General features: G+C 55.4%; 15 protein-coding genes. 9 read left to right on the forward strand and 6 right to left on the reverse strand.

Translation table 11 applies throughout. The features are described from left to right. Positions 1–6: 6 nt before the first annotated feature. Entirely contained in the window at positions 7–636 is a 630-nt protein-coding gene (locus AU11_RS16560; RefSeq protein WP_043320740.1) for a 2-dehydro-3-deoxy-6-phosphogalactonate aldolase, read from the reverse strand. Beyond that, on the reverse strand, positions 633–1,535 hold the full coding sequence (locus AU11_RS17905; RefSeq protein WP_051687392.1) for a 2-dehydro-3-deoxygalactonokinase: 903 nt from the start codon (positions 1,533–1,535) through the stop codon (positions 633–635). The genes AU11_RS16560 and AU11_RS17905 overlap by 4 nt, the downstream gene beginning before the upstream one ends. Before the next feature lie 235 nt (positions 1,536–1,770). Between AU11_RS17905 and AU11_RS16570 the strand changes: the two genes are divergently transcribed. The 4 genes from AU11_RS16570 to AU11_RS16585 all read left to right on the forward strand — a co-directional run bounded on the left by AU11_RS16570 (position 1,771) and on the right by AU11_RS16585 (position 5,505). Beyond that, positions 1,771–2,730, forward strand: a complete 960-nt coding sequence (locus tag AU11_RS16570) for a dihydrodipicolinate synthase family protein (RefSeq protein WP_197023887.1) — start codon at positions 1,771–1,773, stop codon at positions 2,728–2,730. Continuing rightward, complete coding sequence (locus AU11_RS16575; RefSeq protein ID WP_043320741.1) at positions 2,727–3,905, forward strand: mandelate racemase/muconate lactonizing enzyme family protein; 1,179 nt, start codon at positions 2,727–2,729, stop codon at positions 3,903–3,905. Before AU11_RS16570 ends, AU11_RS16575 begins: the two co-directional genes overlap by 4 nt. Before the next feature lie 64 nt (positions 3,906–3,969). After that, on the forward strand, positions 3,970–4,734 hold the full coding sequence (locus AU11_RS16580; protein WP_043320742.1) for an IclR family transcriptional regulator: 765 nt from the start codon (positions 3,970–3,972) through the stop codon (positions 4,732–4,734). A gap of 42 nt (positions 4,735–4,776) precedes the next feature. Next, on the forward strand, positions 4,777–5,505 hold the full coding sequence (locus AU11_RS16585) for an SDR family NAD(P)-dependent oxidoreductase (RefSeq protein ID WP_043320743.1): 729 nt from the start codon (positions 4,777–4,779) through the stop codon (positions 5,503–5,505). 322 nt (positions 5,506–5,827) lie between these two features. Here the strand turns inward: AU11_RS16585 and AU11_RS16590 are convergent, their stop codons facing one another. From AU11_RS16590 to AU11_RS16605, 4 genes are all read right to left on the reverse strand, one after another. Continuing rightward, complete coding sequence (locus AU11_RS16590) at positions 5,828–8,344, reverse strand: TonB-dependent receptor (RefSeq protein WP_043320744.1); 2,517 nt, start codon at positions 8,342–8,344, stop codon at positions 5,828–5,830. A 302-nt stretch (positions 8,345–8,646) separates the two neighbouring features. Further along, a complete protein-coding gene (locus AU11_RS16595) occupies positions 8,647–10,368 on the reverse strand; it encodes a BNR-4 repeat-containing protein (RefSeq protein ID WP_051687394.1) in 1,722 nt (573 codons plus the stop codon). A 308-nt stretch (positions 10,369–10,676) separates the two neighbouring features. Continuing rightward, complete coding sequence (locus AU11_RS16600; RefSeq protein ID WP_043320745.1) at positions 10,677–11,987, reverse strand: NAD(P)/FAD-dependent oxidoreductase; 1,311 nt, start codon at positions 11,985–11,987, stop codon at positions 10,677–10,679. A 326-nt stretch (positions 11,988–12,313) separates the two neighbouring features. Further along, entirely contained in the window at positions 12,314–13,537 is a 1,224-nt protein-coding gene (locus tag AU11_RS16605) for an FAD-dependent oxidoreductase (RefSeq protein ID WP_197023888.1), read from the reverse strand. 312 nt (positions 13,538–13,849) lie between these two features. Here AU11_RS16605 and AU11_RS16610 point away from each other — a divergent pair, with 312 nt between their 5' ends. The 5 genes from AU11_RS16610 (at position 13,850) to AU11_RS18380 (ending at position 24,536) form a co-directional block, all read left to right on the forward strand. After that, positions 13,850–19,429 carry a DUF748 domain-containing protein gene (locus tag AU11_RS16610; RefSeq protein WP_081848212.1) on the forward strand — a complete coding sequence of 1,860 codons (5,580 nt, stop codon included), beginning with the start codon at positions 13,850–13,852 and terminating at the stop codon, positions 19,427–19,429. Between the two features lie 29 nt (positions 19,430–19,458). Beyond that, positions 19,459–21,399: an aconitate hydratase gene (locus AU11_RS16615; RefSeq protein ID WP_197023889.1), complete on the forward strand. Its 1,941-nt coding sequence runs from the start codon at positions 19,459–19,461 to the stop codon at positions 21,397–21,399. 170 nt (positions 21,400–21,569) lie between these two features. After that, positions 21,570–22,016, forward strand: a complete 447-nt coding sequence (locus AU11_RS16620) for a TonB-dependent receptor (RefSeq protein ID WP_156035421.1) — start codon at positions 21,570–21,572, stop codon at positions 22,014–22,016. 321 nt (positions 22,017–22,337) lie between these two features. Further along, positions 22,338–23,615, forward strand: a complete 1,278-nt coding sequence (locus AU11_RS16625) for a hypothetical protein (RefSeq protein ID WP_043320748.1) — start codon at positions 22,338–22,340, stop codon at positions 23,613–23,615. Positions 23,616–23,762: 147 nt separating this feature from the next. After that, on the forward strand, positions 23,763–24,536 hold the full coding sequence (locus tag AU11_RS18380; protein WP_156035423.1) for a hypothetical protein: 774 nt from the start codon (positions 23,763–23,765) through the stop codon (positions 24,534–24,536). Positions 24,537–24,646: the final 110 nt, after the last annotated feature.

Consider the following 24,646-nt stretch of genomic DNA (forward strand, 5'->3'; position numbering starts at 1 on the left):
GCTTTTTTATAGTGTCGTGTGAGATCGCATATTGCCGACGATCTTCGCTGCCTGATCGCGGATATCGGCCAGTGACTTTTCTGCGGTAAATAGCTGTGAACCAATACCAATGGCATCTGCTCCCGCCTGCATAAATCCCCGCATGTTTTCAGGGGCCACGCCACCGACGGCCATCAGGCGTACGTGAGATGGGAATACCGCGCGCACCTGTCGAAAAAAGCTCTCACCACAGCTCACCGCCGGGAATACCTTGAGCCAGCGCGCGCCCGCGTTCAGGGCCTGCATCATTTCGGTTGGTGTAGCGACACCGGGCACCGGTTCAATCCCCAGTTCCAGCGAATGCGCAATCAGGCCTGGATCACAGTGGGGGCTCAGCGCAATCTGGCATCCGACATCGGCGAGCGCGTTCAGCTCTTCCTGCGTACGTACCGTACCCGCCCCGATCACCAGTCGGTCCGTAAATTCTTTACGGATCAGCCCGATACTTTGGACTGCATTTGGTGAATTGAGCGGGACTTCCACCGTGGTAAACCCAGTGTCCAGAAGAACGCTCGCCACTTCCAGTGCGCGCTCCGGTGTCAGTCCTCTCAATATGGCGACCAGTGGCTCCCTGAATAGTGCTTCATTTAAATTCATAGTGCTTGCTGCTCCAGGCGTAGGCTGGAAATCTGACAGATTGCCCCGCGCAAAGCTGCCTGTGCATCCACAGTTCGCGCGGAATAACCGAGGTGCGCGAGAGCCGATTTATAGAGGCCCGCCAGCACTGGTGTGCCGGTGATACCAATGGGCTGAGCCGCGGGGCATGTATCCCGAATTCCTTCGGCAATTTCGCTACCGATCAACAGACCGCTCACGTAGTCGCTGGCAGATTGGTTGCTGAGTTCTGCGAGTAGGGCGTCTCCACGCACTGAAAATAACCGGCGCCCCAGCCCTTGCTCCGACATGCCGTCGTCGACACCGCGAAGAAAGTCAGGGGACGACTGTGCCTCTTCTGTCAAATGGTGACGCAGCAAACCGTACTGTCTGAGCAAGGCGAACATTTCACCGGTAATCGACGTGAAGAAACCTTCTATCCCGCCGTCGCGAAGCCGCATCCATTTGGAATGGGTACCGGGGGCAATACAAATACCCGATCCTTCGGTGAGCGCCCAACCGAACGCTTGCAGCTCTTCTCCGCGCATCACATCCCAACCTGTCGCGCTGCGGAATTTCACGCCGGGTATAAAGTTGACGGTAAGTTCACCCATGGGGACAGCCGCAATGGCATCGGCGATATCCGAGAGTTTGGCCGGCGCTTCCAGATACGGCATGTTGTACCAGCCGACAGACGAACCCACCATGCCACAGGCGAATACCTGCGGATCCTGCACCGGACAATTTCGATAGGCCTCTGACGCCACCTCGATCATGTCTGCGCGCGTCAGGCTGGCAACACCATCTCTGGATTCGGAGCGCCCAAGCACCCGACCCTGCGCGTCCAGATATATCGCTCGAAAATTTGTTGTTCCCCAATCCATCAACATCAGCGCCGACATCAATCACCTCCACTCAACAGAATACCGATAATCTGCATTATTCACATAATATCTATAATAGCAACGTTGTTGGTGGGGTAAGACTATTGGGGATATGGGTTAAGCTCATTATTTCACGATTTCATGCATATTTTGGCTGGGTGCCGCTCTATCGTCAATAATTAAGTTGCACATATAGCAACAGATGGGTAATCTAATAACCACTTCTGTAGCGGAACGTAATAAGGATCAATTCGTGAGTAATTCAGACGCAGGCGTGCTCAAAGGCACCTTCCCCGTGGTTCCCACACCGTTCGATGGGAAGGGTGGAGTCGATTGGAGGGGCCTTGAGCGGTCTGCCCAATATATTCTTGAGGCGGGTGCCGACGGCCTGGTTTTCCCCGGCCTGGCCAGTGAGTACGCGCAACTCACGGAGGAGGAGCGTTTTGAGGCTACCCGTCTGATCGGCAACCTGTGCAAAGACCGGGTGCCATTTATTGTGGGTGCTGGGGCAAGTACGCCGGATGCGGCGATCCGCTTTGCAAGGGCCGGCGCCGAAGCCGGCGCGCAATGTGCCATGGTAATGGCACCCAATCACTATGCGGATGACCCGGAAGCGATGCGCGCGTTTTTTGACGCTGTTGCGGAGGCAGCCGGGATACCCATCATGCTGCAAAACGCGCCGGCGCCGATGGGAGCTGGACTGCCGGTGGAACAGATAGCTTCGATCCTGAGTGCCAATCCGGCGATTGAATATGTGAAAGAGGAAACCATGCCCTGTGGTCAGCGGATGGAAGCGATACTGGCAACTGCTCCGGCCACACTGAAAGGGGTGTTTGGTGGCGCCGGCGGGCGCTACATTCTCGATGAGCTTTCTCGTGGTGCCTTGGGTACTGTGCCTGCCAGCGAGCTGACCGAGGTGCATGTCGCTCTGGTCAGCGCGTGGCAGCGGGGTGAGCAGGAAAAGGCCCGAGAGCTTTTCATTAATATGCTCCCCATTCTTAACATGCAGGCGATCTTTCGCTGCAATCTCACCAAGTGGGTGTTGATGCAGCGCGGAATTCTCAATACCTGTGAAGTGCGTGTACCCGGCCCGACCATGGATGAAGGGGACCGTCAGGAGTTGCGGGCCTTCTGGCCAAGAGTTGCCGATATAATGGGGAAGCTTGAGTCTCGCCAAAGTACCCCCGGGCCAGAGGAAGTTGTTCTGCCATGATTTCGAAAATCGAGTCTGTTGAAACCTGTGTAGTGACAATCCCCAGGGAAACGCCTTATCTCGGCCCCCTGGGTGAGAGCGAAGAGGTAAACCGAAAGGGTTACCTGGTTCGCTCGGGGAATCGTACCGTTTACCCCAGTGTCGATCGGTCGGTAATCGTAAAAATCACCGACGCCAACGGTACGGTTGGGTGGGGAGAGACCTATGGTATCTGCGCGCCCAATGCGGTAACCGAAATTATCGAAGATTTACTGGCGCCGGTTATTGAGGGACGCAACGCGCTCGATGTTGCCTGTATTCACGAAGACCTGTACGACATGATGCACGTACGAGGGTACTTCGGCGGATTTTATCTTGATGCACTGGCGGCGATCGATATTGCGTTGTGGGATATCTTCGGCAAACACAGCAACCAGACGGTGGCCCAGCTACTCGGGGGCACTCGGCGCAAGAAAATTCCGGCCTATGTATCCGGGCTGCCGGAAAGCACCCTTGAGAAGCGTTGTGCGCTGGCTAAAAAGTGGCAGGACAAGGGGTTTACCGGGTTCAAGTTCGCGGGGGTGGTTAGCCACGAAGGCATGGCGAACGAAATGGCTGCATTGCGTGAAACCCTCGGTCCGGACGCCGATATCATGGTGGATATGCACTGGAAATTCAGTGCCGCCGAAGCCACGCGAGTGATCAAGGCGATGGAACCGCACAATCTTTATTTCGCGGAAGCGCCTTGCGCCCCGGAAGATATTGAGGGGCTCGCCACAGTCGCTCGCAGCGTTGCCACGCCAGTCGCTGCCGGTGAAGAGTGGCGTACGGTCTTTGAAGCGCGCGAGCGGGTCAACCGGAATGCCTGCAGCATATTACAGCCTGAAATGGGTCACACCGGTATCACCCAGTTTTCGCGTATCAGTCAGCTGGCCCAGGCCTTCCACTGCCGGATAATTCCTCATGCGAGTATCGGTGTGGGCATCTTTCAGGCTGCGAGTCTGCACGCCTCTGCGAATGTGTTGCACCTGCCGTATCACGAATATCAGCATTCGGTATTCGATCGGAACCTGCAGTTTCTGGAAACGGATATGGATTGCCGGAACGGGTACTTTTCATTGCCTTCCGGTCCGGGCCTGGGTGTAACCCCAAGCAAAAAGCTCTGGGCATTTAGTAACAAAGACCTTTCGAGTTAGCGCGATGTTTGACTCTGGGCAGGCGCCACCGCAAGATAGCCGAGTCAGAAATGGACTCGATATCATGACCGCAAAAAAAGGCACTCAGGCGAACCAAAGCATCATCGACGGGTTTGCTGTACTACAGGCCCTGGCCATGTCGGAAGACCCGATCGGCAGCCGCGAGCTCGCGCGCAGACTGGGAATGGAAACGACCAGGGTGAACCGCCTGCTGAAAACGCTGGCGTATATGGGGATTACTCAGCAGACCCCCAATCGCAAATACGTCCCGGGTCCAGGTATGCATGTGCTCGCGACCCAGAGCTTGTACGCTTCCCGGCTTCTGCGCAGTGCCATCGCTCCACTGGAAAAACTGGCCTTTTTCGGTCACACGGTGGCACTGGGTGTGCTCTGGCAAGACTCGGTGTCTTTCCTGTATCACCGGCGTCCGGGTATGGCTTCTGCTGAGGCCATCGGGCGTATCGGTTTACGTCCTGCGACCACCAGTGGCATCGGCATGGCGCTGCTGAGTTGCGAAGAAGAAACGTACCTCGATCAGTTGTTCGAGGCGCGAGAGGTGCCGGGTTTCGACGATGGTCTACCCGCGCTTAAGCAGGCTCTCGCAGAAATTAAAGAATCTGGATTTGCAAGAATTCAAGTGCAAAGTGATTTACCGGAAGCACCGGATAAGCCCACGCATACGATCGCGGTACCCGTTGGTCTTGACACCAAGGCTGCGGTCGCGATTTCTGGCTGGATTCCCGAGTCCGCTTCCCTCGATATTGCCGACGCGCTGAAGACGACGACCGAAGAAATTCGCGGAAGTCTGCAACAGACAAAACCCGCTTAGTCCGCTTTGGCGCGTAGACGCCCCCACTAGAATGAGAATGTCATGTCTGAGGTAAAACGAGTTGCTGTCGTTACTGGCGCGGCCGGCAGCATTGGTGCTGCTATCTGTCGACAGTTATCCGAAAGCGGTGTTCTGGTTGCCGGGATTGACCTGAAGCAGCCTACCGATGCGGATCTCAATCTCGCCGGTGACCTGGCCGACGTCACTACACTCCCGCAGGCAGCGGAGAAGATTCTGGAAACGCTGGGGTCACCTTCGATACTGGTGCACGCTGCCGCCCTGAGCGATCTTGCCGATACGCTGAGTGCCCGGCTGGATAGTTTTCAGCGCCTGATGCAGGTCAATGTGTTCGGTGCTATGCAATTGGCACAGGTTTTCTGCCCCGGGTTCCCCGCCAGTGGCGGAGCCATCGTACTCGTGTCTTCTATCACGGGCCTGGTGGGTGCCCCGGGTATGGCCAGCTACTCCGCTTCCAAGGGGGCGATCCATGCGCTGACTCGTACTATGGCCCTGGAGCTCGCACAGAAAAATATTCGTGTGAATAGTGTGAGCCCTGCATCCGTTGATACGCCAATGTTGCGTGACAAACTGAACCAGCAGCCCGACCCCGCGCTGGCACTGAAGCAGAATATTCAGCGTCATCCGCTGGAGCGTCTGGGGCAACCGGAAGAGGTGGCCAACCTGGTGCGGTTTCTGACAAGTGATGAGGCGAGCTGGATTACAGGCTGTGACTACCGCATTGATGGTGGTGCAACGATAAACCGCAAATAGTCCGGTGCTGAAACACCCGAAACTTCATAGCTGATCGACCACTTCATACTGTGGACTTAAAGCCCCCGCAAGTGGTCCCGCCGCTACTGGCTTCCCACACCTCCCCTCAAGATGCGCTTGATGCACTGCGATAGCGCGGTCGCCCGGAACGCTACCCAGTCTTAAATACACTTCCCTTTTCACTGGTCACCAATTCACTTCTCTGTGACTGTCCACGTTCCAGTTTCAAGGGGTGGCTGGACTACTGATTGCCGGCTACAAAAAAGGCGCCCCGTAGGGCGCCACTCAAGGGGATGAATGCAGTCGCATTCGTGAGGATCTGTTAAAGCGCGTAGGTGAAAGATACCTTGTAGATCTGACCGTACTCCACGTTGCGACGGGTGGCTTCCGAGTAGGCGTTGTATTGCAGCTGACGGGTGTTGAGCAGGTTCAATGCCTCAAGATTCACCGTAAGATTGTCTGTGACGTGCCAGTTGGCAGTCGCAGAGAGGTCGGCGTAATCCTTGTAGTAAATACCGGAATCGCCATTGCCAATACCATCAAGATAATCGTCCCGCCAGTTGTAGGCGACGCGGAAGCCAAGATTTTCGGTCTCGTAATAGCTCACAAAGTTCACGTTGTGCTTGGAAAGACCTGGCAAGGGCAGCACCGACCCGTTTGCGTCCGTGAACGGCGTTTCGCTGTCGGTGTAACTGTAGGTCGTCATTACACCCAGGCCATCCCAGCCCGCCGGAAGGAAGGTAAGCGGTTGTTGATACAGTAATTCCAGCCCTTTTACCTTCCCGCCTTCGCCATTGACTTTCTGAGCAACGGTAATCGGGTCACTGTAGCCGGGAATGTCTTTGGACTGGATGGTTTGGACGATGAAAGATTCGACGTCTTTAAAAAATACACCGGCGGACAATACGGCTTCCGAGTCGAAATACCATTCACTACTCAGGTCCATCTGGTTGACGATAAACGGATCCAGATCCGGACTGCCGCTCTGGCCGGTATTGTCGCTGAATACGTGTAGACCATTGTTGAGGTCAGCAGTGTTTGGGAAGGTAAGTGCGCGGGCAGCGCCAACCCGTACCACCCAGTCTTCGCTGAGATCAAATTTCGCGACCGCGGATGGTAGGGTCTCACTGTTCGAGACCTTGGCAACCGTTGGGCTCACTCCACCATCTGCGTCTATCGCATTACCGGTGGAAGTCATGTTTCGCTCTACCTGGCGTATGCCGAAGTCGCCGGTGACAATCACATCACCCAGCTGCACGTCGTAATTCGCTTTCACATAGTAGGCATCGATGGACTCATCGATAGTGAAGCTACCGAGTGGATCCAGTCCGATATTGCAGATCGCCTGTTGTTCGCTATCGTAGAAGTCAGCGAGGGTGCCGCAGCCCTGCCAGGCACTTTTGTCCACAACCAGGTAGCGGGAGTGGGCGTCGCCTGCGTCACCGGAGAAAAAGTCGTTACTGGAGAAAAGTGTACTGATATCCGGCAGGTCGCCAAGGGCAAAATTGGGGCGAATATCTGCACTGCGGTATCTTACGTCGGTCTCCAGTGTGTTGCTGCGCGCGCCGAGTTCAATGGAGGTGATCGCACCTTCCAACTGCCATTCAAAGTCAAGGCGGGCGGCGCGGTCGGTGCTTTCCTTGGCTGTGGAATTGTCATACAAGATTGCCAGAGCCAGTTCATCCAGATTGGTCAGGTCGGCATCCGTAAAATCTACCTGTGGTACATCACCGTTGCGCAGATCAAACGCGATCTTGCCTGCGTCTTGCGTCTGGAAGCGGATGAAATCCTGCTCCATTGAGGATTCGGCAGCGGTGTTGGCGAGTTCCGCAGACAGAGACCAGCGTTCGGTCTCGTAGCTTCCACCAATTGCTGTGCTGGTAAATGCGGAAGAGGCGTCGGCAAATTCCGTGTTGGTTTGCGCAGGTCGCACGACCTCTGCCGCCATTAACGTCTCATTGTCAGAAAATACCGGATTGGAGATGGTGCAGCAGTTCCAGAAGCCCGTCCAATAGCGGTTCCGGTCCGATGTAATTTCCGAGAAAAAGGTGTCGGCATACAGTTCCAGTTCATCGCTGGGCTGCCATTGCAGGAAAGCACTTACGCCGCTGCGTTTGCGGTCGTCTTCAATCTGCTGAAAGCGCATGTCCCGGTGAATCTGCCCGGGAACCCCATCGCCGTTGGGGTCGATCGTGGTGAGTCCATCATCGCTCGACAATTGGCCGTAACCGCTGAATGTGTTCATTCCATCTTCGCGTACAGACTGATTCGCTTCGGTCGCGCTCACTAGTACACCGAAGGTGTCGTCGGCGAAAGTACCGCTGTACATTGCGAACCATTCACTGTCCGTTTCACCGGCAAGTTGTGAATGCGCTCCAGTGAGCGAGACGGTGCCGTGGTGCCCCAGATTGTCTAGCGGGCGACGTGTGACTACATCCACCACGCCACCGAGCGCCCCCTCGATCTGGCTTGCGGGTGTCTGTTTGTACACTTCCAGACGGGACACCAGCTTGGAAGGAATCTGGGCGAGAAGGCCGTAAGAGGACCCTTCCAGGGTATCCGGCCCGCGGCTACCGCGACCGCCGGCCTCGATGACCTGCCGCCCATTGATCAGAGTGACGTTCTGACGCATCCCGCGAATCGATACATCGCTGCCGCCGCCAATGCCTCGGTCAACCTGTACGCCGGATACCCGTTGCAGGGACTCTGCCACATTCGCATCCGGCAGCTTGCCCATATCGTCAGCCATAATGGCGTCGAGAAACTCGGTTGCATCGCGCTTGCGATCCACCGCCTCCGCCATGACCTGGCGGATACCACTTACGGTAACTTCCTCCATCTGCGCGGGTTGCTCCTGCGCGAAAGCAGTTGCTGATAATGATGCGACGGCCATCGCTAGAGCCGCCTGAGGAAAATTTCCTCTCGCATGAAACAATTTCATTAGTCTCTCCTGATTATTATTGCTTTCTAAGCAACATTTATTGTTGGAGGGCCATGGGATTGCATCTATTTGATCATAGAGTGCGGCCCTGACCCTAGTACATCTCTCCTTTCGGTTCAATTAATATTTCAATAATAGCAACGTCAGTTTTGGGTCAAAAAAATGAGGGGGAGGCCCCCTCTAAACCATGCCTGGAGACATTATTGGGTTTTACATAAATGCCAGATTCCTGCGGGGGTAGGGGAGTTCGCTCCGAGTTGAACCTGACCTCCCGCTGCCTGAGCCTGTAGGTGCTCAGGGTCTTGGTCGACGTTAATTACCGCGTAGCCGCCGTCGTTATCGCTGTCGATCAGCTTCCAGCGCATATTGGTGTTTGAGAAGCTTTGTTGAGTCACGCTGATCAGTGCACCGGAACCATTTGCGGTCAGACGCATGCCATTGGCATCGCTTATGAGGCCAAATTCACCGTCACTATCCCCGTCCTGCAATATCCAATGGGTAGAACTTCCAGTGTCATTACCGACAGACGCCAGGTCGCCACTGGAGCCCCCTGTCAGCTGTTGCCCGTACTGTTGGTTGGTCAGGTGATAGGTGCCAGGCTGAGAGCCACTGAGTGTGCCCGACAGGCAGGTCTGTTCCGGCGCTGATGTGAGATGTGTGCCGACTTCAAATGCGTATAGAGACCCGGAGTTGCTGTTGATTCCGGTGGGTGATGTGGCATAGATGTGATCGATATTTCCAGCGCGCTGAACGGCAATTCGTTCGATCGAACGTGAGTTATCCAGAATATAGCTGGACCAGCTACCGTCACGCTTTTCCGCGACCATCAACTCTTTGTTATCGGTAACAAAGTAACTGCGTGCCACTGTGCCGTCGTGAGTGTGGCCCAGTGCGGCGATAGTGTCATCGGTATCAAACAGTAAAGTTTTATCCACCCAGGCAAAGCCATCCCAGCGAATCCGGTAGACGTCATAGTCGCGGGGGCCGGCGCTGCCACTTGTGCGATACCGGTAGGTTACGCTGGGTCTGTTTTGCCCGTCTAACGCGAGTTTGGCACTTTGAATTCCTTTGCCCTGGCTGCTTGTCGAACCGGACTGTTTGACGAACTCTTCGCCTTCCTCAAGTGCCTGATAAAAGAGGCCGGGAGTGGAAAGTGAGACTGGCGTGGTCACCACCTGTCCATCCGCAGTGGTGAACTGTCCGCTGGCTGGGGAATATGTCAGGTAGCTGCCATAGTGTCGCATCGGGTTGGTCGCCCCGGCCGCCCACTGAAAGATGATATGCACCGTGCCGTTGGCATCCACCTTGATATCATCGGGATAGACCATGTCGTTTGGATTGAAGGCAAAGGTCGCTTCGTGTATCCAGATGTTGGCGCTGTTGTCCCAACGCACCAGCTCACCTTTCCCGCCCTGGCCGCCGGCTCTGTTGCGAACCGCAACATAGACATCACCATTCGGTGCGGTGGCGGCCACCGGGTAGGTCAGGGATGCGCTACCCGGAATAATGTCGGTACGTCGGCGAATGTCGTCGATGTTCCCCGCGGTGGACGAGCGAAAATAGTTCCAGCCGTTGTTATGCAAATCCGTGAAGATGTGGATAAACCCATCGCCATCAACCGCAATGGTCGGCTGATCGTGGCCGAGATCGTCGCCGTGTTCCCAGATTGTGCCGTCGGCCTGTTTGAGCGCTCCCGTCTCCCACTCACCGGTAGCCCGCCGTACCGCAACGGCGCCCTGATGCTTGGAGTTGCTGGACCCCGGGGTATTGGCGGCGAAGTAAATTTCTCCTCCCGATATCGCAATGGGTTTCCACCAGCCCGCCTGGTTAGAGCTGTCTACTGTTACCGGCACAGATTCAACCGCCACCTGCGCCGATGCATAGGCGCTGGCGAGAGCCAGGCCTGTAATCCACTTTTTCATTATTAGAATCTCTCATCGACGTTGAGATTTAAATCTATAATAGCAACAAAAGTGGTGTCAATACCCGCAGGGCTACCGCTTGATACGCAGTTTTCTGTATGTTTCCTGGAAAATAGCTGGGATTTCAATGGCTTGCAGAATGTGTGGAATTGTTGTGCGCTTGAATTTATTTCATATATAGCAACATATTGGGCGATCTGCTGTACTGGTGAATCTGTTTGCTGGCAGGTGATACCGATGCCACGGCGTGACATCGGTAAATCAGTGAAGGGATTTCGAAAGGGTTGGGTAGCTGTTGGCGAGTGCCGTCAGTGCATCTTCAGACGCGGTTTTACGAACCGGTTCGCCTGGCCGATTACATACAGCAACATCGCCTTGGGCCAGCCGTGTAGCGCGGCCAGGTGCATCCGGTAGAGGGAGCGGTAGGCGAGCCCGGCGAGGCGCCCCTCGATGGTGAGGCTGCCCTTGACCAGTCCACCCATCAGGTTGCCCACCGCATCGAACTTCGACAGGGACACCAGTGAGCCGTGGTCCTTGTAGGTGAACGGCTCCAGTTCAGCTTCGGGGTTTTCAATCAATCGAATCAGGTTGGCGCTGGCGGTCTTGGCCATCTGTTGGGCGGACTGTGCCCGTGGCGGAACCCGTACGCCGTTGCTGTCTTCGCAACCGGCGCAGTCCCCCAGGGCAAAAATCGCCGGATCATTCTTGCTGCGCAGGGTGGTTTCCACTTCAATCTGGTTGCGCGGGTTGACCGCGAGGCCATCCAGTTGCTGAAGAAAATCCGGGGCTTTTACGCCCGCGGCCCATACTCGAATGGCTGCGGGAATTTCCTCCCCCTCTTTGGTGATAAAACCGGTCTGCGTCGCCTCTGCGACCTGGGTGCTGGTGAGTACACGCACTCCGATTTTTGTCAGCTCCTTTTGCGAACTGTTGCCGAGGCGTTGCGGAAGTGCCGGAAGCAGGTGTGGGCCCGCTTCAATCAGGGTCACCTTGAGATCGCCGTTTTTGATACGCCCGTAGTGGCCCATCTCATGGACCGCGTCCACCAGTTCCGCTGCCAGTTCGACCCCGGTCGCGCCCCCACCCACGATGGCGATATGCACGGACTCTGTCACTCGACTTTCCAGCTGCAGAAACTGGTCCAGCAGGCGCGTGTGAAATTTCTGTGCCTGCTCGGCACTGTCGAGGAACTGGCAATACTCGCGCACGCCGGGGGTGTGGAAGTCGTTGCTCTGGCTGCCGAGGGCAAACACCAGGTAGTCGTATTCGAGTTTGCGCGCCGGTACCAGCGGGGTACCGTCTTCACTGCAGACCTCTGCCAGCTCTACGGTTTTGTTTTCCCGGTCGAGCCCCTGCAGGCTGCCCAGTTCAAACTGGAAACCATTGGCGCGGGCGTGGACCTGATAGTTGAGCGCATCGAGGCTGCTATCCAGCGCACCGGTAGCGACCTGGTGCAACAGGGGTTTCCAGATGTGGGTGCGATTTTTATCAACCAGGGTGACCTGGGCCGCGGGGGATTTGTTCTGGCGACGAAAGCGCCCGAAGGAGAAGTGGCGTCCGAGGCTGGTGGCCAATTGCAGGCCGCCGGCGCCACCGCCAATAATGACGATTTTTTTCATATCAGAGTTTCCTGTAGAGCTTAAAAATAATTCGGCTCTTCGCGGCACTCTGTGAGACCCATTTCGTTCTTGTCCCGGTTTACCCCGGGGATTTTATGCCGCCAGTATTGCTGCCGTGCCGGTATTTGGCAATGGTTTAATGGTTTCATGAGAAATGGTTACGGGCTGCAAGCTCCGCAAAGTACGCCGTTCAGTGCGGGGGCGAATACTTAGCCTGGCTGTCAGTTCGTTGCCGAAGGCTCTTCGTGTGTCGCCGAAGGCTCTTATTTTGTGGCTGAAGGCTCTTAGTTTGTCGCTGAAGGCTCTTAGTTTGTCGCTGATGGCTCTCAGTTTGTCGCTGATGGCTCTTTCTGTACCGGTGTTGTGGGAGCGTTGGCCACAACCTCAGAGGGGGCGGCGTCAGCCTCTTCCGTTCGCGGTAGTGACAACTGGCTGATCCGGTTGATGAAGCGGCGCTCGAGAAATTCTTTGCAGTGCGCGAACGCAGGGCCCGCCGCTGCCAAGCCACCGCAGGCGGCAATCGCTCCTGAGGAACCGCAGGAAAGCAGGCGTAACCATTGGCGACGGGGGCGATAAGGCTTGAGAGGTTGTGCCCGAAGTGCCGCGCACAAGTTGTGAAACAGTGTGGCCCCTTGATTGCAGGCTTCGGCCGCGGACTTGGGCAGCTGTCGGGATGTACTCGCTATATCTCCCACCGCAAAAATATGGGGGTGGCTGTGGGATCGCAGGTCGTCGTCAACCTGTACGAAGCCACGTTCATCCACCGCAATACCCGTTTGAGTGAGCCATGGGGGCGCAGTGGGCTCCGTGCACAGTAGTGCTCTGTCAATGGGTATAAAGCGGCCTTCGTCGCTGTAGATACCCCGGGCGGTAATCTCCGCTACCCGCCAGCGGTTGTGGCTGTAGACCTTTAATCTGCCCATCTCCCTTGCGGCCAGCTGGCGTGCCAACAATGGGTACCCGGCGGGTGTTTTGTTTCCAGCGTGCACCAGGTGAATCTCTACTCTGCCGCTGTAAACCGGTTCCTCCAATGCGCTCGCCATGGCCATGGCCAGTTCAAAACCGCCGGCGCCACCGCCGATAACACCCAGTTTCAGTGGGCGGCGCTCACTGCTTATCTGCTGCCGTAATTGTTCCCAGTAACGTAAAAACTGTCCGATGGGTTTGACCGGAATTGCGTGCTCTGCGCCGGGAATGCGGTGGCAGGATGTGGCACCGACGGCCAGAGACAGAAAGTCGAACGAAAGGTCCGGCTGCCCCAGCAAGGACACGCGATTTTGCTCTGGATCGATATTGTGTGCACAAGCCTGGATAAAACGCGCGCCCGCCGCGCGACACAGACGTGCCAGGTCGATGTGGGTGTCGCTTAGGGAATACTGGCCGGCGATCATACCCGGCATCATGGGGGAGTAGGTGCTTACCACCTGAGATGAAACCAGGGTCAGGCGTACGTCTGCTACGGGGTTGATTGCCCACCGCCGCAGCAATTCCAGGTGGCCGTGACCGCCGCCGATCAATACCACGTCCTGACTGAGGGGTTGCTTGTGCATGGATTCCTTCCGCACGCCCACCGCAGCTTCTTTTGCGACGGCCGGTCTCTGTGCCGTTTTGATTGAAATATAATCAGTGTAACGGTGGTTGGTGGAATAGCACGGTTTCAGCGGAGTCATCGGTGGTATTTGCTGCCGGAATTTTCGCGACAGAGAGGCTTCATTTTATTCGGCGGCACCGGGCCGCACTAAATCGCCATTTTGTACGAGCAGGCGACATCTGGATCCGGGCTACTGGTCTTTAATGTAGAGAGCCCGCAATTCCGCCACGGTCGCGAGAATTGCGCGAAATACACTGTTCGCCGAGCCTCGATGTCTAACTCACCACACGATTTACCGCCAGTATCCCCCGCAAGGGACGCACAGCGCAGAGGCGTGCATCGCGTTATGTGGATTCTGGTGGCGATTCTGCTGGTGATCACTGGCATTAACTTCTTTCTGTCGATTTACCTGCCCGGCAAGGTGCAGCGGTGGTTGCACCAACATGGCCTGGAAGCCCAGATACAGCATATAGACGTGTCGTTGCCCCGGTTGCATGCGCACCTGCAGGGAGTGGAGGTGCGCAACCAGTATGAGCGGGGATTTCGCGTGCGCGAAGCGACACTGGGCCTTAGCTGGTGGCACCTGCTAAGGGGGAATATCCACGTCAAACTGGTTGAGCTCGACGGCGCCTACATGGATCTTGAGTCCACACCGGGCAAGCGTGGTCGGGTTTGGGAAATCGGTGGCTGGCATCTGGCGGAAGGTGACAAGAAGCCGAAAAACTGGCGAGTTGATCTCACTGCGGCGACATTGCGCGACAGTGTGGTGTGCTATCAACACAAACCTCAGTGGACCAGTCCCAGCTGTGTGCGGATTGGCAAACTGGTCCTGGATGACTTTTTTGTCAGTGGATTTCGCGAAGCCAGCGAGGCGTTGAAATTCGATATCGGCGCCGCGGATCTGCGTGTGGAAAACTTGCTGGCCTGGGATGAATTTGCGAACAACGTCTCCCGTTATGGGCTGAGCCGTCGGGTGCAAGAGGCGGGTGAGGGGGATATGCGTAAATCCCCTGAAGAAAACCCGACTCTGGCACTGGTTGCTTTACGCAGTCAGCACATCCACTTTGCGCGGCCGGGCAATGCGTTGCGCACCGAAGAGCTGTTTGCGCACAAGTTTGCGGGGTGCCCCCCTGACCGCTGGGCAGAAGCCATTCCTGCGCTAAAACGCATCGCCGGGCATTGCGGCATAGCTCGCCGTCTTGAACTGCGGGGCTCGGCACTATTCACCTTTGGGGCAAAATCCGAAATTGCCTGGCACCGCCTGAGTGGGGAGGAAGTACGGCTGCGCTATCGCAATCGGCGCTATCCCAACTGGTATACACAGACCATTGCGCTGAACAGCTTTGACTTTCAGCGCCAGGATAAATCACTAGGCTGGGAGAGTGGGGGTGCCAGCGGATTCTCGTGGTGCCCGAATGCGTGGCGCGAGGATGCGCATCACTACTGCGTTCGCGCCGGCGTACTGAACCTGCCGCGAGCAACGGAATTTCGCTGGCGCAACGGATTTGCGGTGGACCTTGTCGAGGCCAGTCTCAGCGAGGGCAGGCTGGTGGATATGGCCACCAAGGTTCAGGATGCGCGCGCCCTGACCCTGAATCAGTTGCGCCTGGGTTCCCTGCAGTACCGCAACGATACACGCCAGCTCGGCTTGTATCAGGCACAGCTGGATGTAGCCAACGGCTGTTTGCCCGGGGGGCTGCTCGGTACCGCGAATCACTGTATCCACCTGTCGCAGTTGCAGATGGCGGAAGGTTTTTCCGTACAGTTTCCACGGAGCCTGGCCTCCGGTGGGCGGCCGGCACAGACCTGGGCACTGCTCAGTGATGCCTTGTCGCTGCAAAGCTTTCGTATTGCAGGAACGCAATCGGGCTCAGCGGACAGTGCACGCACATTACAGCCCGATCACCGGTTGGAACTCGCCGAACTTGAGTGGGCGCGCCTGAATCTTGTGCCCGGGGAGCGTGAGTTCCTCGCCGAAGACTTCGCGTTGAAATCTCTATCCGGCTGTATGCCCGAGGGGGTCCTGCCTCAGCGCCTGTCCCCTCTGTGCGGGCGGATGAATGCGCTGGAAGGGAAGGGCAATTTCATTCTGCGCAGTAAAGCGTCTGATACCGACACCGCATCACCCTACCTCATTCTCGGCGAGCTCGCGCTGCAGAGCTTGTTGTTGTCTGATCACCTCATCGGCAACGCCAATCGACAAACAGGGCTCGCGCTGACCGGGTTGCGTATCGGCCCGGGGCTTTTTCGTCGCAGTAATGCACAGCGCAATCCGGGAGAGTATTTTGCCACGGGGCAGGGGCACTGGTGGGTGATGGAAGAGGACGGCGTGGCGCTGGAAGGCGAAGTCAGTGAGGCGGTGAGTGGAGAGAAGGGTCAGCTGGTATCCGGATCAACTGACGCGGGTAGCCGGAGCGAGGGTGCGGCCGCGACAGCAGGGAAAGCCGGTGCGGCTATTGGCAGTCCGATTCAGTTCAGCAGCACGGAACTGGAGCTGGACGCGGTATCACTCGAGCGATTGGACGGCTGCCTGCCAATGGCGTGGCAGCGAATACTGACTCCCGGTAGCGGGGTGCGTCGCGCGGCCTGTTTCGATATCCACAATCTGAAGCAACAGCAGCCATTGCATCTGCAGTTGGAGAGACAGCGCTCTGTCACTGCGCAAAACACGCCGCCAAGCAGCGCTTTCCGGTTTGGAATGCGCGCCGCTGAACTGCGCCTGGACAGCGCCGAGATCAATACCGCTACCGGGGAGTCCCTGCTGTCGGTGACGCAGCTGCACCTGCCCAAGGCCAACCTGAAATATCAGTCCGCGCCGACAATGGCACAGCTGGACGTGCCGGGTGCGGCGCTGGATAGCGCCGACTTCTGTCTGCAAGAGGCCCGCTGTGTACAGATAGAAACCCTGCGCACCGGTGAAACCTTCATGCTTGATTACCGGCGGGCCCATTTTCGCGCCGACCTGAATCAGCTGGAGCTGGCGCGCTTCTCTCTCACCGGCGGTCAGAATGAGCTGACTGCGGAAGTGCGCGATCTTGCCGGGCTTTCCCTGGAAATCGACCTGCCGCGGGGGAGGGCGGCGAGTGCCGACTGGCAGCTGGATTCACTGCACGCCACCCGGCTGGATCTGTGTTGGCCGACTACTGGCGACTCGAACGCCATGTGGCCACGTTGTATACGCGGTCGCGATTTATCCTCCGACGGTACCGGGTTGGCAATACAGCAACTGGCACTGCACGCTTCGCTGCCAATGTCGACGCCTGCAGAGCGCACTGATCAGCGGCCGCAACTGGAATTCGGGCAGCTGCGAATCGGGGGCATCGGTATGGTGCAGCCCGCGCCGGGTCAACCGGTAATGCTGAATCTGCGCAATGTGCAGCTCGAGTCCCTATCGGGCTGTGGCCCAGAGGCGTGGCTTGTCGCTGCTCGCCTGCGAGGTGAGAGCCGCGGTCGCTGGGGGGGGTGCCTGGCACTGGAAAAATTGCACCTGACCGGTGATAACCGCATCGCGTTGGGCCTCGGCGAACAAAATACTGCGGCGGATATTCTGGATCTGGGGCCGCTGCAAGCGGACAACCTGAAGTTGCTTTCCCCCGCAGACCAGACGCCCAAGTTACAGCTGGCGCGGCTACAGTGGCAGAGTCTGCGCTGGCCCGGCGGCAAGCGTTTACAGGCTGAAGATCTGGTGGCCGATGATTTTTCCGGTTGCATACCGGACATTCAGGGCGTCGTCGATCTCAACCGGGCCCCGCCCTGCGTGAACATCGGCAAAGTGCAGATCTCCGGCAATCAGCGCCTTGCTCTCGAACATGAAGACGGGGATAAGTCCCAGCAGGCGTTCCGCTCCACCGGTCAGATAGCGGTAGAGGATTTTGTTTTTCTGGAGGGAAATCGCGAGCGCATGGGATTTAGCAGTCTCGATGTGCACGGTCTGGTTCTGTCACCCCATGCGTTTTCTCTCAGGGATGGTGACATGACCGGTATCCGCGGCTGTCTGAAGCCGGTGCACTGGGATGAACAAGCACTGACCCCCTGCTTTGATATCGAAAAAGTCACCGTCGCCAGCGAGCACCGGGTCATTTTGAGCCGCTTCGGCAGTGGTATTCCCCAGCGCTATTTCCGCAATATCCAGGTCGACGGACTTCGTGTATTTCATGGCCGGGGAAATGGCGAAGTGGTGGGAAGCTCCGCTCCCTATTTACAGGCAGAAACCCTGCGGGCAGATGAACTCGGATTCGGCAGTCGTCAGCTGGTCGCTGAGAATTTACAGATTCGTGATATTCAGGGTTGTGTACCGCCCGGGTATATTCCCGGTGTGCGCTATTGCCTGGATCTGCAAAGCCTGGAAACAACCGGCGTGTTTGACTTCGATGCACAAAGCCTGCAACTGGAAATCGCTCAGCTGTTCACTCTGGCGCTAAACGACGTCAAGGGGGACCAACTGCTTGAGACGGAGTTTGCCGAGGCGCGGGGTTTGACCGTTACCCGGGAGGTGGTGCGGCTACTGCACGCTGAGGTGGCCGACAGCAGAGTGCTACGGCGGGACCCGCGGGCCCAGGAATTCGCCAATCATCAGTGGAATACGCAAGTGCAGTTACTGCGTCTTTCCCAGTTTGAGTATTTTCCAAAAGACCGAATTCTGAGTATCGATACCATCGATTTACTGGAACCACGCAGCATCCTCGCCCGCGGTGTGGCTGGGGATCTCGGTGCCTGGGAGCGGTTTCGCGACCGCCCGCCGGAGTCGCTGGGTAATAAGCGTGTCCGTGGCCGTCTGGCGCGGGAAGCCAATCGCTTTCGCTATCGTGTGGGCCAACTGTATGTGGATCATGGGCGCTTTCTGTGGCTCGATAACAGCGAAGAGTACGAAGCGAAACTGCCGGTGCGGCGTATCAATCTGCTTTTGCAGGGAATGAGTAATTACCCGGAAGACCCGTCTGCGCTACTGGTGTTCAATGCCCGCCCGGGAGGCTTCAGCGAAATGCACCTTGCAGGCCAGGTCAATCTTCTCGAGAGCAGTCACTGGGATGCCAGTCTGTTAGGGTATGTGGAGGGGGCGAACCTGATACCCGCGACCCCATATATTGCGCGCCTGCTGGGTTACAAAATTCTACAGGGGCAACTGGATGCGGAAGTGAATATTGCCATCGAGGACAATCAGGTCGATGCGCTTGCAAAAATGGAACTCGAGAAAATAAAAGTTCGGCGAGTGCGGGATACCGACCATCTGCAGGTGAAAAAAAGTTTCATTCCCCTGAGCCTTGCGTTGGCGCTGTTGAAAGATGGTGATGGCGACGTGCGATTTAATATGCCGGTTACCGGGGAACTGTATGATCCAAAATTCAATTTCAGTTTTATTTTCAGTGATCTGTTGCAGCGCGCGATACTGGAATCGCTATTTGCCTATTTTACCCCTGTGGGCTTTTACAGCCTCGCCAAGTTGGCTTGGGCGCGATTCCGCGCGGTGCATTTTGACGACCTTGCGTTTGCGCCAGGGAACGATACCCTGAGTGCACAGGCCAAAGCAGAGTTAGAGGCAATGGTGGAAGCCATGCGCGACAACCCCAATGCGCGGCCTGGAATATGCGGTGTATCCACGGCGCGGGATTTTTCTGTACTGTTTCCGCATGAAGCTATGGCGGTGAGTGCGGATAGAGCTCAACGGAAGGAGTTTTTCCGCGACCCGCCACGGGGCATGCGTGAGGAGCTCTTGCGTCTCGCCAATCGCCGCAGCCGCCATGTACAGAAATTCTTGATTGAAGCCGGGCTCGATCAGGAAGACTTCATCCAGTGTGCACCGGACTATATTGGTACCGACAACAGTGCCCCGCGGGTGGAATTTTCCAACTGACCATCCCATGAAAATCGAAGGAGCAGGTAATGAGCGTGAAAAAGAACCTAGCCCATCAGTTGATTGAACAACACCTGGTGAGTGGAAAGATGCAGCCCGGCGAAGAAGTGCAGCTGAAAATTGACCAGACTCTGTGTCAGGACGCCACAGGTACCATGGTAATGCTGGAATTCGAGGCACTCGGTCTACCACGGGTAAAAACCGAGGTCTCCGCCCAGTATGTGGATCACAACCTGATTCAGGCGGACTTCAAGAATGCGGATGATCACCTGTTCCTGCGCAGTGCCAGTCGCAAGTGGGGCATCTGGTTTTCCCGTCCCGGAAACGGCATCAGCCACGCGGTGCATATGGCGTGCTTCGGAGTCCCGGGTAAAACCCTGTTGGGCTCCGACAGTCATACCTGTGCCGGTGGTGCCATGGGCATGCTCGCCATGGGGGCGGGTGGCCTGCAGGTGGCATTGGCCATGGCCGGAATTCCATTCTCCCTGGTCATGCCGGAAGTCATCGGCGTGGAGGTAACCGGCAAATTGCCCCCATGGGTAAGTGCCAAGGATGTGATCCTGGAAATGTTGCGCCGCTACGATGTGAAAGGCGGTGTGAACAAGATATTTGAATATTACGGCCCGGGGCTGGACAACCTCACCGCCATGGATCGCCATGTAATCGCCAATATGGGACAGGAAATGGGCGCTACCGCCAGTGTGTTTCCCGCCGATGAAGCGGTACGTGCATTTCTCAAACAGCAGGGGCGCGAGCAGGATTTTGTGCCGATGCAGGCGGAAGAGGGCGCCGACTACGATCACCACGACAGTATTGACTTGTCACAGTTGGAACCCATGATTGCCTGTCCCTCCAGCCCCGGCAACGTGGTGACGGTCCGTGAGGTCGCGGGCAAACCCATCTACCAGAGTTATATCGGCTCCTCCGCCAACCCGGGGCTGAGAGATTTCGTGGTGCCGGCGCGAATGGTCGAGGGACAGCAGGTTCCCGAAGAAATATCCCTGGATATAAACCCTACGAGCCGTCAGGTTTTGGAAGAACTGAGTCGTAGTGGCGACCTCAACCGGCTGTTGCTTGCAGGCGCGCGCCTGCACCAGACCGGCTGCAACGGCTGTATCGGCATGGGACAGGCACCGGCCTCCGGGCGGATCAGCCTGCGCACGGTGCCGCGCAACTTCCCCGGACGCTCCGGCACCAAGGAAGATCAGGTATACCTGTGCAGCCCGGAAACCGCCACCGCCAGTGCTCTGTCCGGCAAGATCACCGACCCCCGCGACATGGAGATGGAATACCCGACGTTTTCCGAGCCGGAAACTCTCGGCGATATGCGCCCACTTATGCTGGCGCCGGAGGACCGTGCAAACGAAATTCCGGTTGAACTGGAAAAAGGTCCCAATATTCAACCATTGCCGGACTTTGACCCGCTGCCGGAAAAACTGACGGGCCCGATATTACTCAAGGCTGGTGACAATGTCTCCACGGATGAAATCCTGCCCGCGGGCACCGATATCCTGCCACTGCGTTCAAATATTCCGGCCATCAGTCACTACACCTTTTCCCGCATTGACGAGACCTTTTACGATCGTGCGAAAAAGCTCGACGGCGACTGCTTTGTAATCGGTGGTGAGAACTATGGTCAGGGGTCCAGCCGCGAACACGCGGCGATCGCACCGCGTTTTCTCGGCGTGCGCGCAGTGATCGCCGTGTCCATGGCCCGTATCCACCGCCGCAACCTGATCAATTTTGGTGTGGTACCACTGTTGTTCGCCAAACCCAGTGACCTCGCGAAACTGAAACAGGGCAGCCCATTGACCTTCAGCGATCTGGCCGGACAGTTACAGTCGGGGGATGTGGTGAACATTGAACTGGAAGACGGGAAGCAGCTCTCGGTCACCCACAATATGAGTGAAGACGAGGTGGCAACCGTGCTGGCGGGAGGGTTGATCAATCAGGTGCGGGACAGCCATTGATTTTCCTCTTACCCGCTGACTGCACTTCCAGTCTCCCTGATCGGGCCAAGCGATGAACTGTGCGTCACCACTGCAGGTGGCGCTAGGTTCATCTACCGGTTCCATTCCCTTTGTGACACATCCGGCGTTCGCCTCCCCCCGTCTTGTTTCCAATTGAATTGCCCTGTGGCTTGCCCTGGTCTGGTGCGGACATTGACGTTGTCGTAAACGTTGCCCCCAACACCGTCAACGCCACCCGCGTATTCGACTTTGAAAACCCGGTGCCCAACCAGCGCAACACCCTCACGATTGAGTACGACACCGGCGGCATATTGCAGGGCTACTTGCGCTTCAATCGCTACGGCAATTGGCAATCCACCGGCGGCCAGCTGGAAGCCGACGGCAACGACACCTCCAATACCACCCGCTACGGCGGCGAGATCCTCACCGACATCGAAGCCCGCTTCACCTTCGCAGAAAACTATATCGTTGCCGTAGGCGGCGAGAATATTTTCGACGTGGAGGCGGATGAAGAAGGCAATGGCCCCCTGCAATTCCTCGGCGTCCGCCAGGCCCTGACCTCACCGTTTGGATTTAACGGCGGGTTCTGGTATTTGCGGGCGAACGCGAATTTCTAATTGGCAATTATCTCGACCGATAAAAAGGCCATCCTTCGCAGTGGTCTTTTTCTAGGGCTGATATTACTGACAGCGTTAGCCCTATAGGGCTAAGGGGGTCGATTAACTAGGCGCTGTAATTGCGTGTAACGGAATTTCGGGGCTGAAAGCGTGACGTACTTATCATTTTGTGGCTAGATAGTGGATTGTAGCCAGATATAGACCCTTCAAGGGTTTGCATGCATATATGGATACTTTGTGGGTGGATATAGATATTTCGGTGGCTCCTATATATGCACACGCCCACGAATAAACTGTTAGGCATAAAGGAGATTAAGTACAGTGTCGAATCAAAGAATTAAAATTCCAAGAAAAAGTGACAAAAAAGTCTGGGCAGTATTCAAGGAGCTTGCCTCTCAATACTCTGTATCAAAAATCAATGTAAATGCGCTTGGGTTTGCTTCTATAGGCGTAGTCAATCCTGATTCATCAACAGCTGAAATGGATGCTTTGCTGTCTAAAAATTCATCCATAATTGATTCGATGAGCCTTCCTATACCGGGATATTCTGTATCTTATCATCGAGGTGGCAGTTACCCGCCGGAACAGAAATCTGGGGTTTTTGATGAGATTTTGTTGAGTCAAAGTAACCAAAATCAGGTTTCTGTCGAAGACAAGATTAATATCGTTGCATTTCTGAATAAGAGGCTCAATTCTTTCGACTCTTCAAAAAGTATTAAAGGCGATCCAGAGGCACAAGCTCAACTTGAAGCTATGCACATCTCTACCCTTGAACGTTTGGAGATGTTAAATGAAGAGCTGATACAGAAAAGTTCTGAATTTAGAGAGGGCCTTGAAAAGAAATTTTCAGAAAAACAGAACACTCTCGAACAAAAAATCCAAAAAGAAAAAGAAAGACTGGAAGGTGAGTATCGGGCAAAAAATGAAATTTTAGAAACCAGAGCCGATGATCTTGAAAAAAAGATCAAGGCTATTGATGATCGTAATAATACTCATGTTCGACGCAGTCTAAGGAAAGAGCTTCAAGAGATAATCCAAAGTAGATCTACGGAGTTCAAATTAACTTCTGGCACAAACAAGCTTCGCACTCCAATCCATATACTTTGCATTGTTCTTATTGCGCTTTTTGCCTCTGGGGGAATTTGGTATGCACTAGAACTATTTAATTATCTTGGTGAAGAGGGGGCAACCACTATTAATGTTGTAATCTTAGCTATTAAACAGCTGGGGTTAACTATCGGCGGTGTGGGTACGGCTGTATTTTATATGAGGTGGCTTAATCGGTGGTTTGAGCAGCATTCCCAAGCAGAATTTCACTTAAAACAATTTCAGTTAGATGTCGACCGAGCAAGTTGGGTCGTAGAGACCGCATTAGAATGGAATACATCGACAGGGACAACTATCCCGGCCGTTTTGATGGAAAGTATCACCAAAAGCTTATTTGAACGCGAAGGAGAAGTTTCTGCACCTGATATGGAAGCGGGCGACCAATTGGCTTCTGCAATCTTGGGGTCCGCTTCAAGAGTAAAGGTGCAGACTGCAGGCGGGGGTGCTGAATTAGAATTTGAAGGTAAAAAGCTTAAGAAAGAGATGGCGTAGTAGTGAAGGTGCCTAACAAATCAAAGCACCGGACTTGGTAAAGCTGCCACCTTTTTTGTTCCAAATAAGCCGCCAACTTCACCAATTCGGTGTTTGAGGCGTTGGGTATCCGAGTTGCCCAAAAAAATTCATGAAATGGAGATTGAAATGAAGAAAGTTATCCTACCGATACTATTTTTGATTGCAGGATGCTCATCTTTACCTAAAGAAAAAGCTAATACCGTTAATATTCAAGAGCGACTTCAGGCCGCGGCAATATTGGGTTACGAATACTCTCAAATGGCAGAAAATACGTATAAGCCAAATAATACATTTGCGCTCCCCGCCAACATCGTCAGTTACAAAAATCAAGATAATGATAAGTACGGTCTTGCCTACTCAATTTTTCATAGAGTAGATGGCGATGCTACATCTGAAGTAATTTTGTCTTTCCGTGGCACGGAGGGGGTTCAAGATTGGATATTCGGAAATATACTTGCAGTACAGAATGACCGAGGCCTGTCTGTGTACAGAGAGCTTCGTAAAGCCACACCACATAATATTCCCATAACTGTAATTGGTCATTCCCTGGGGGGAGCAATTGCATTGCACATTTCGCTGAGGGAGGAAGGTGTAAATACTTTTGTGTTTAATACATCGTCAAGGTTTACAAGGGGTAACGCAGCTCATAGTGAGCGGCATTCCTATTCCGAGTATGCCGAAGTAAACAAGGTTTTGCGAATTTCTACTATTGATCCTAAATGGACTCATAGTATCTACAGTTGCACTTTTGGCAATCCAATTAAAAATCATTCACAAGTGAAGCTGGCAGCGTGTCTAACAGCCTGCGCTTCTCAGAAAGATGAAAGTGCGAAAATAAGTGTTGAAAATAATCCAAATATATTTGAAGGGGATTCGGTTTTTGAGGGCGCTTGCAGCTAGTGGTCAGCCTAGTAAGCAGCGGCAGAGCGACAGCCAACGCTACGCATATTATGTGTTGCTCGCTGGCGCTCAAACATTAACACAAAATACGCTCCGCGCTGGCTGCGCCT

It is taken from the genome of Microbulbifer sp. HZ11 (assembly GCF_000708675.1).
Lineage (GTDB): Bacteria > Pseudomonadota > Gammaproteobacteria > Pseudomonadales > Cellvibrionaceae > Microbulbifer.

Excerpts from the sequence above, each read along its gene's own strand:
- AU11_RS16560 (WP_043320740.1), bottom strand. The coding sequence starts at position 636 with ATGAATTTAAATGAAGCACTATTCAGGGAGCCACTGGTCGCCATATTG.
- AU11_RS17905 (WP_051687392.1), bottom strand. The coding sequence starts at position 1,535 with ATGTCGGCGCTGATGTTGATGGATTGGGGAACAACAAATTTTCGAGCG.
- AU11_RS16575 (WP_043320741.1), top strand. The coding sequence starts at position 2,727 with ATGATTTCGAAAATCGAGTCTGTTGAAACCTGTGTAGTGACAATCCCC.
- AU11_RS16580 (WP_043320742.1), top strand. The coding sequence starts at position 3,970 with ATGACCGCAAAAAAAGGCACTCAGGCGAACCAAAGCATCATCGACGGG.
- AU11_RS16585 (WP_043320743.1), top strand. The coding sequence starts at position 4,777 with ATGTCTGAGGTAAAACGAGTTGCTGTCGTTACTGGCGCGGCCGGCAGC.
- AU11_RS16590 (WP_043320744.1), bottom strand. The coding sequence starts at position 8,344 with ATGGAGGAAGTTACCGTAAGTGGTATCCGCCAGGTCATGGCGGAGGCG.
- AU11_RS16595 (WP_051687394.1), bottom strand. The coding sequence starts at position 10,368 with ATGAAAAAGTGGATTACAGGCCTGGCTCTCGCCAGCGCCTATGCATCG.
- AU11_RS16600 (WP_043320745.1), bottom strand. The coding sequence starts at position 11,987 with ATGAAAAAAATCGTCATTATTGGCGGTGGCGCCGGCGGCCTGCAATTG.
- AU11_RS16605 (WP_197023888.1), bottom strand. The coding sequence starts at position 13,537 with ATGCACAAGCAACCCCTCAGTCAGGACGTGGTATTGATCGGCGGCGGT.
- AU11_RS16610 (WP_081848212.1), top strand. The coding sequence starts at position 13,850 with ATGTCTAACTCACCACACGATTTACCGCCAGTATCCCCCGCAAGGGAC.
- AU11_RS16615 (WP_197023889.1), top strand. The coding sequence starts at position 19,459 with ATGAGCGTGAAAAAGAACCTAGCCCATCAGTTGATTGAACAACACCTG.
- AU11_RS18380 (WP_156035423.1), top strand. The coding sequence starts at position 23,763 with ATGAAGAAAGTTATCCTACCGATACTATTTTTGATTGCAGGATGCTCA.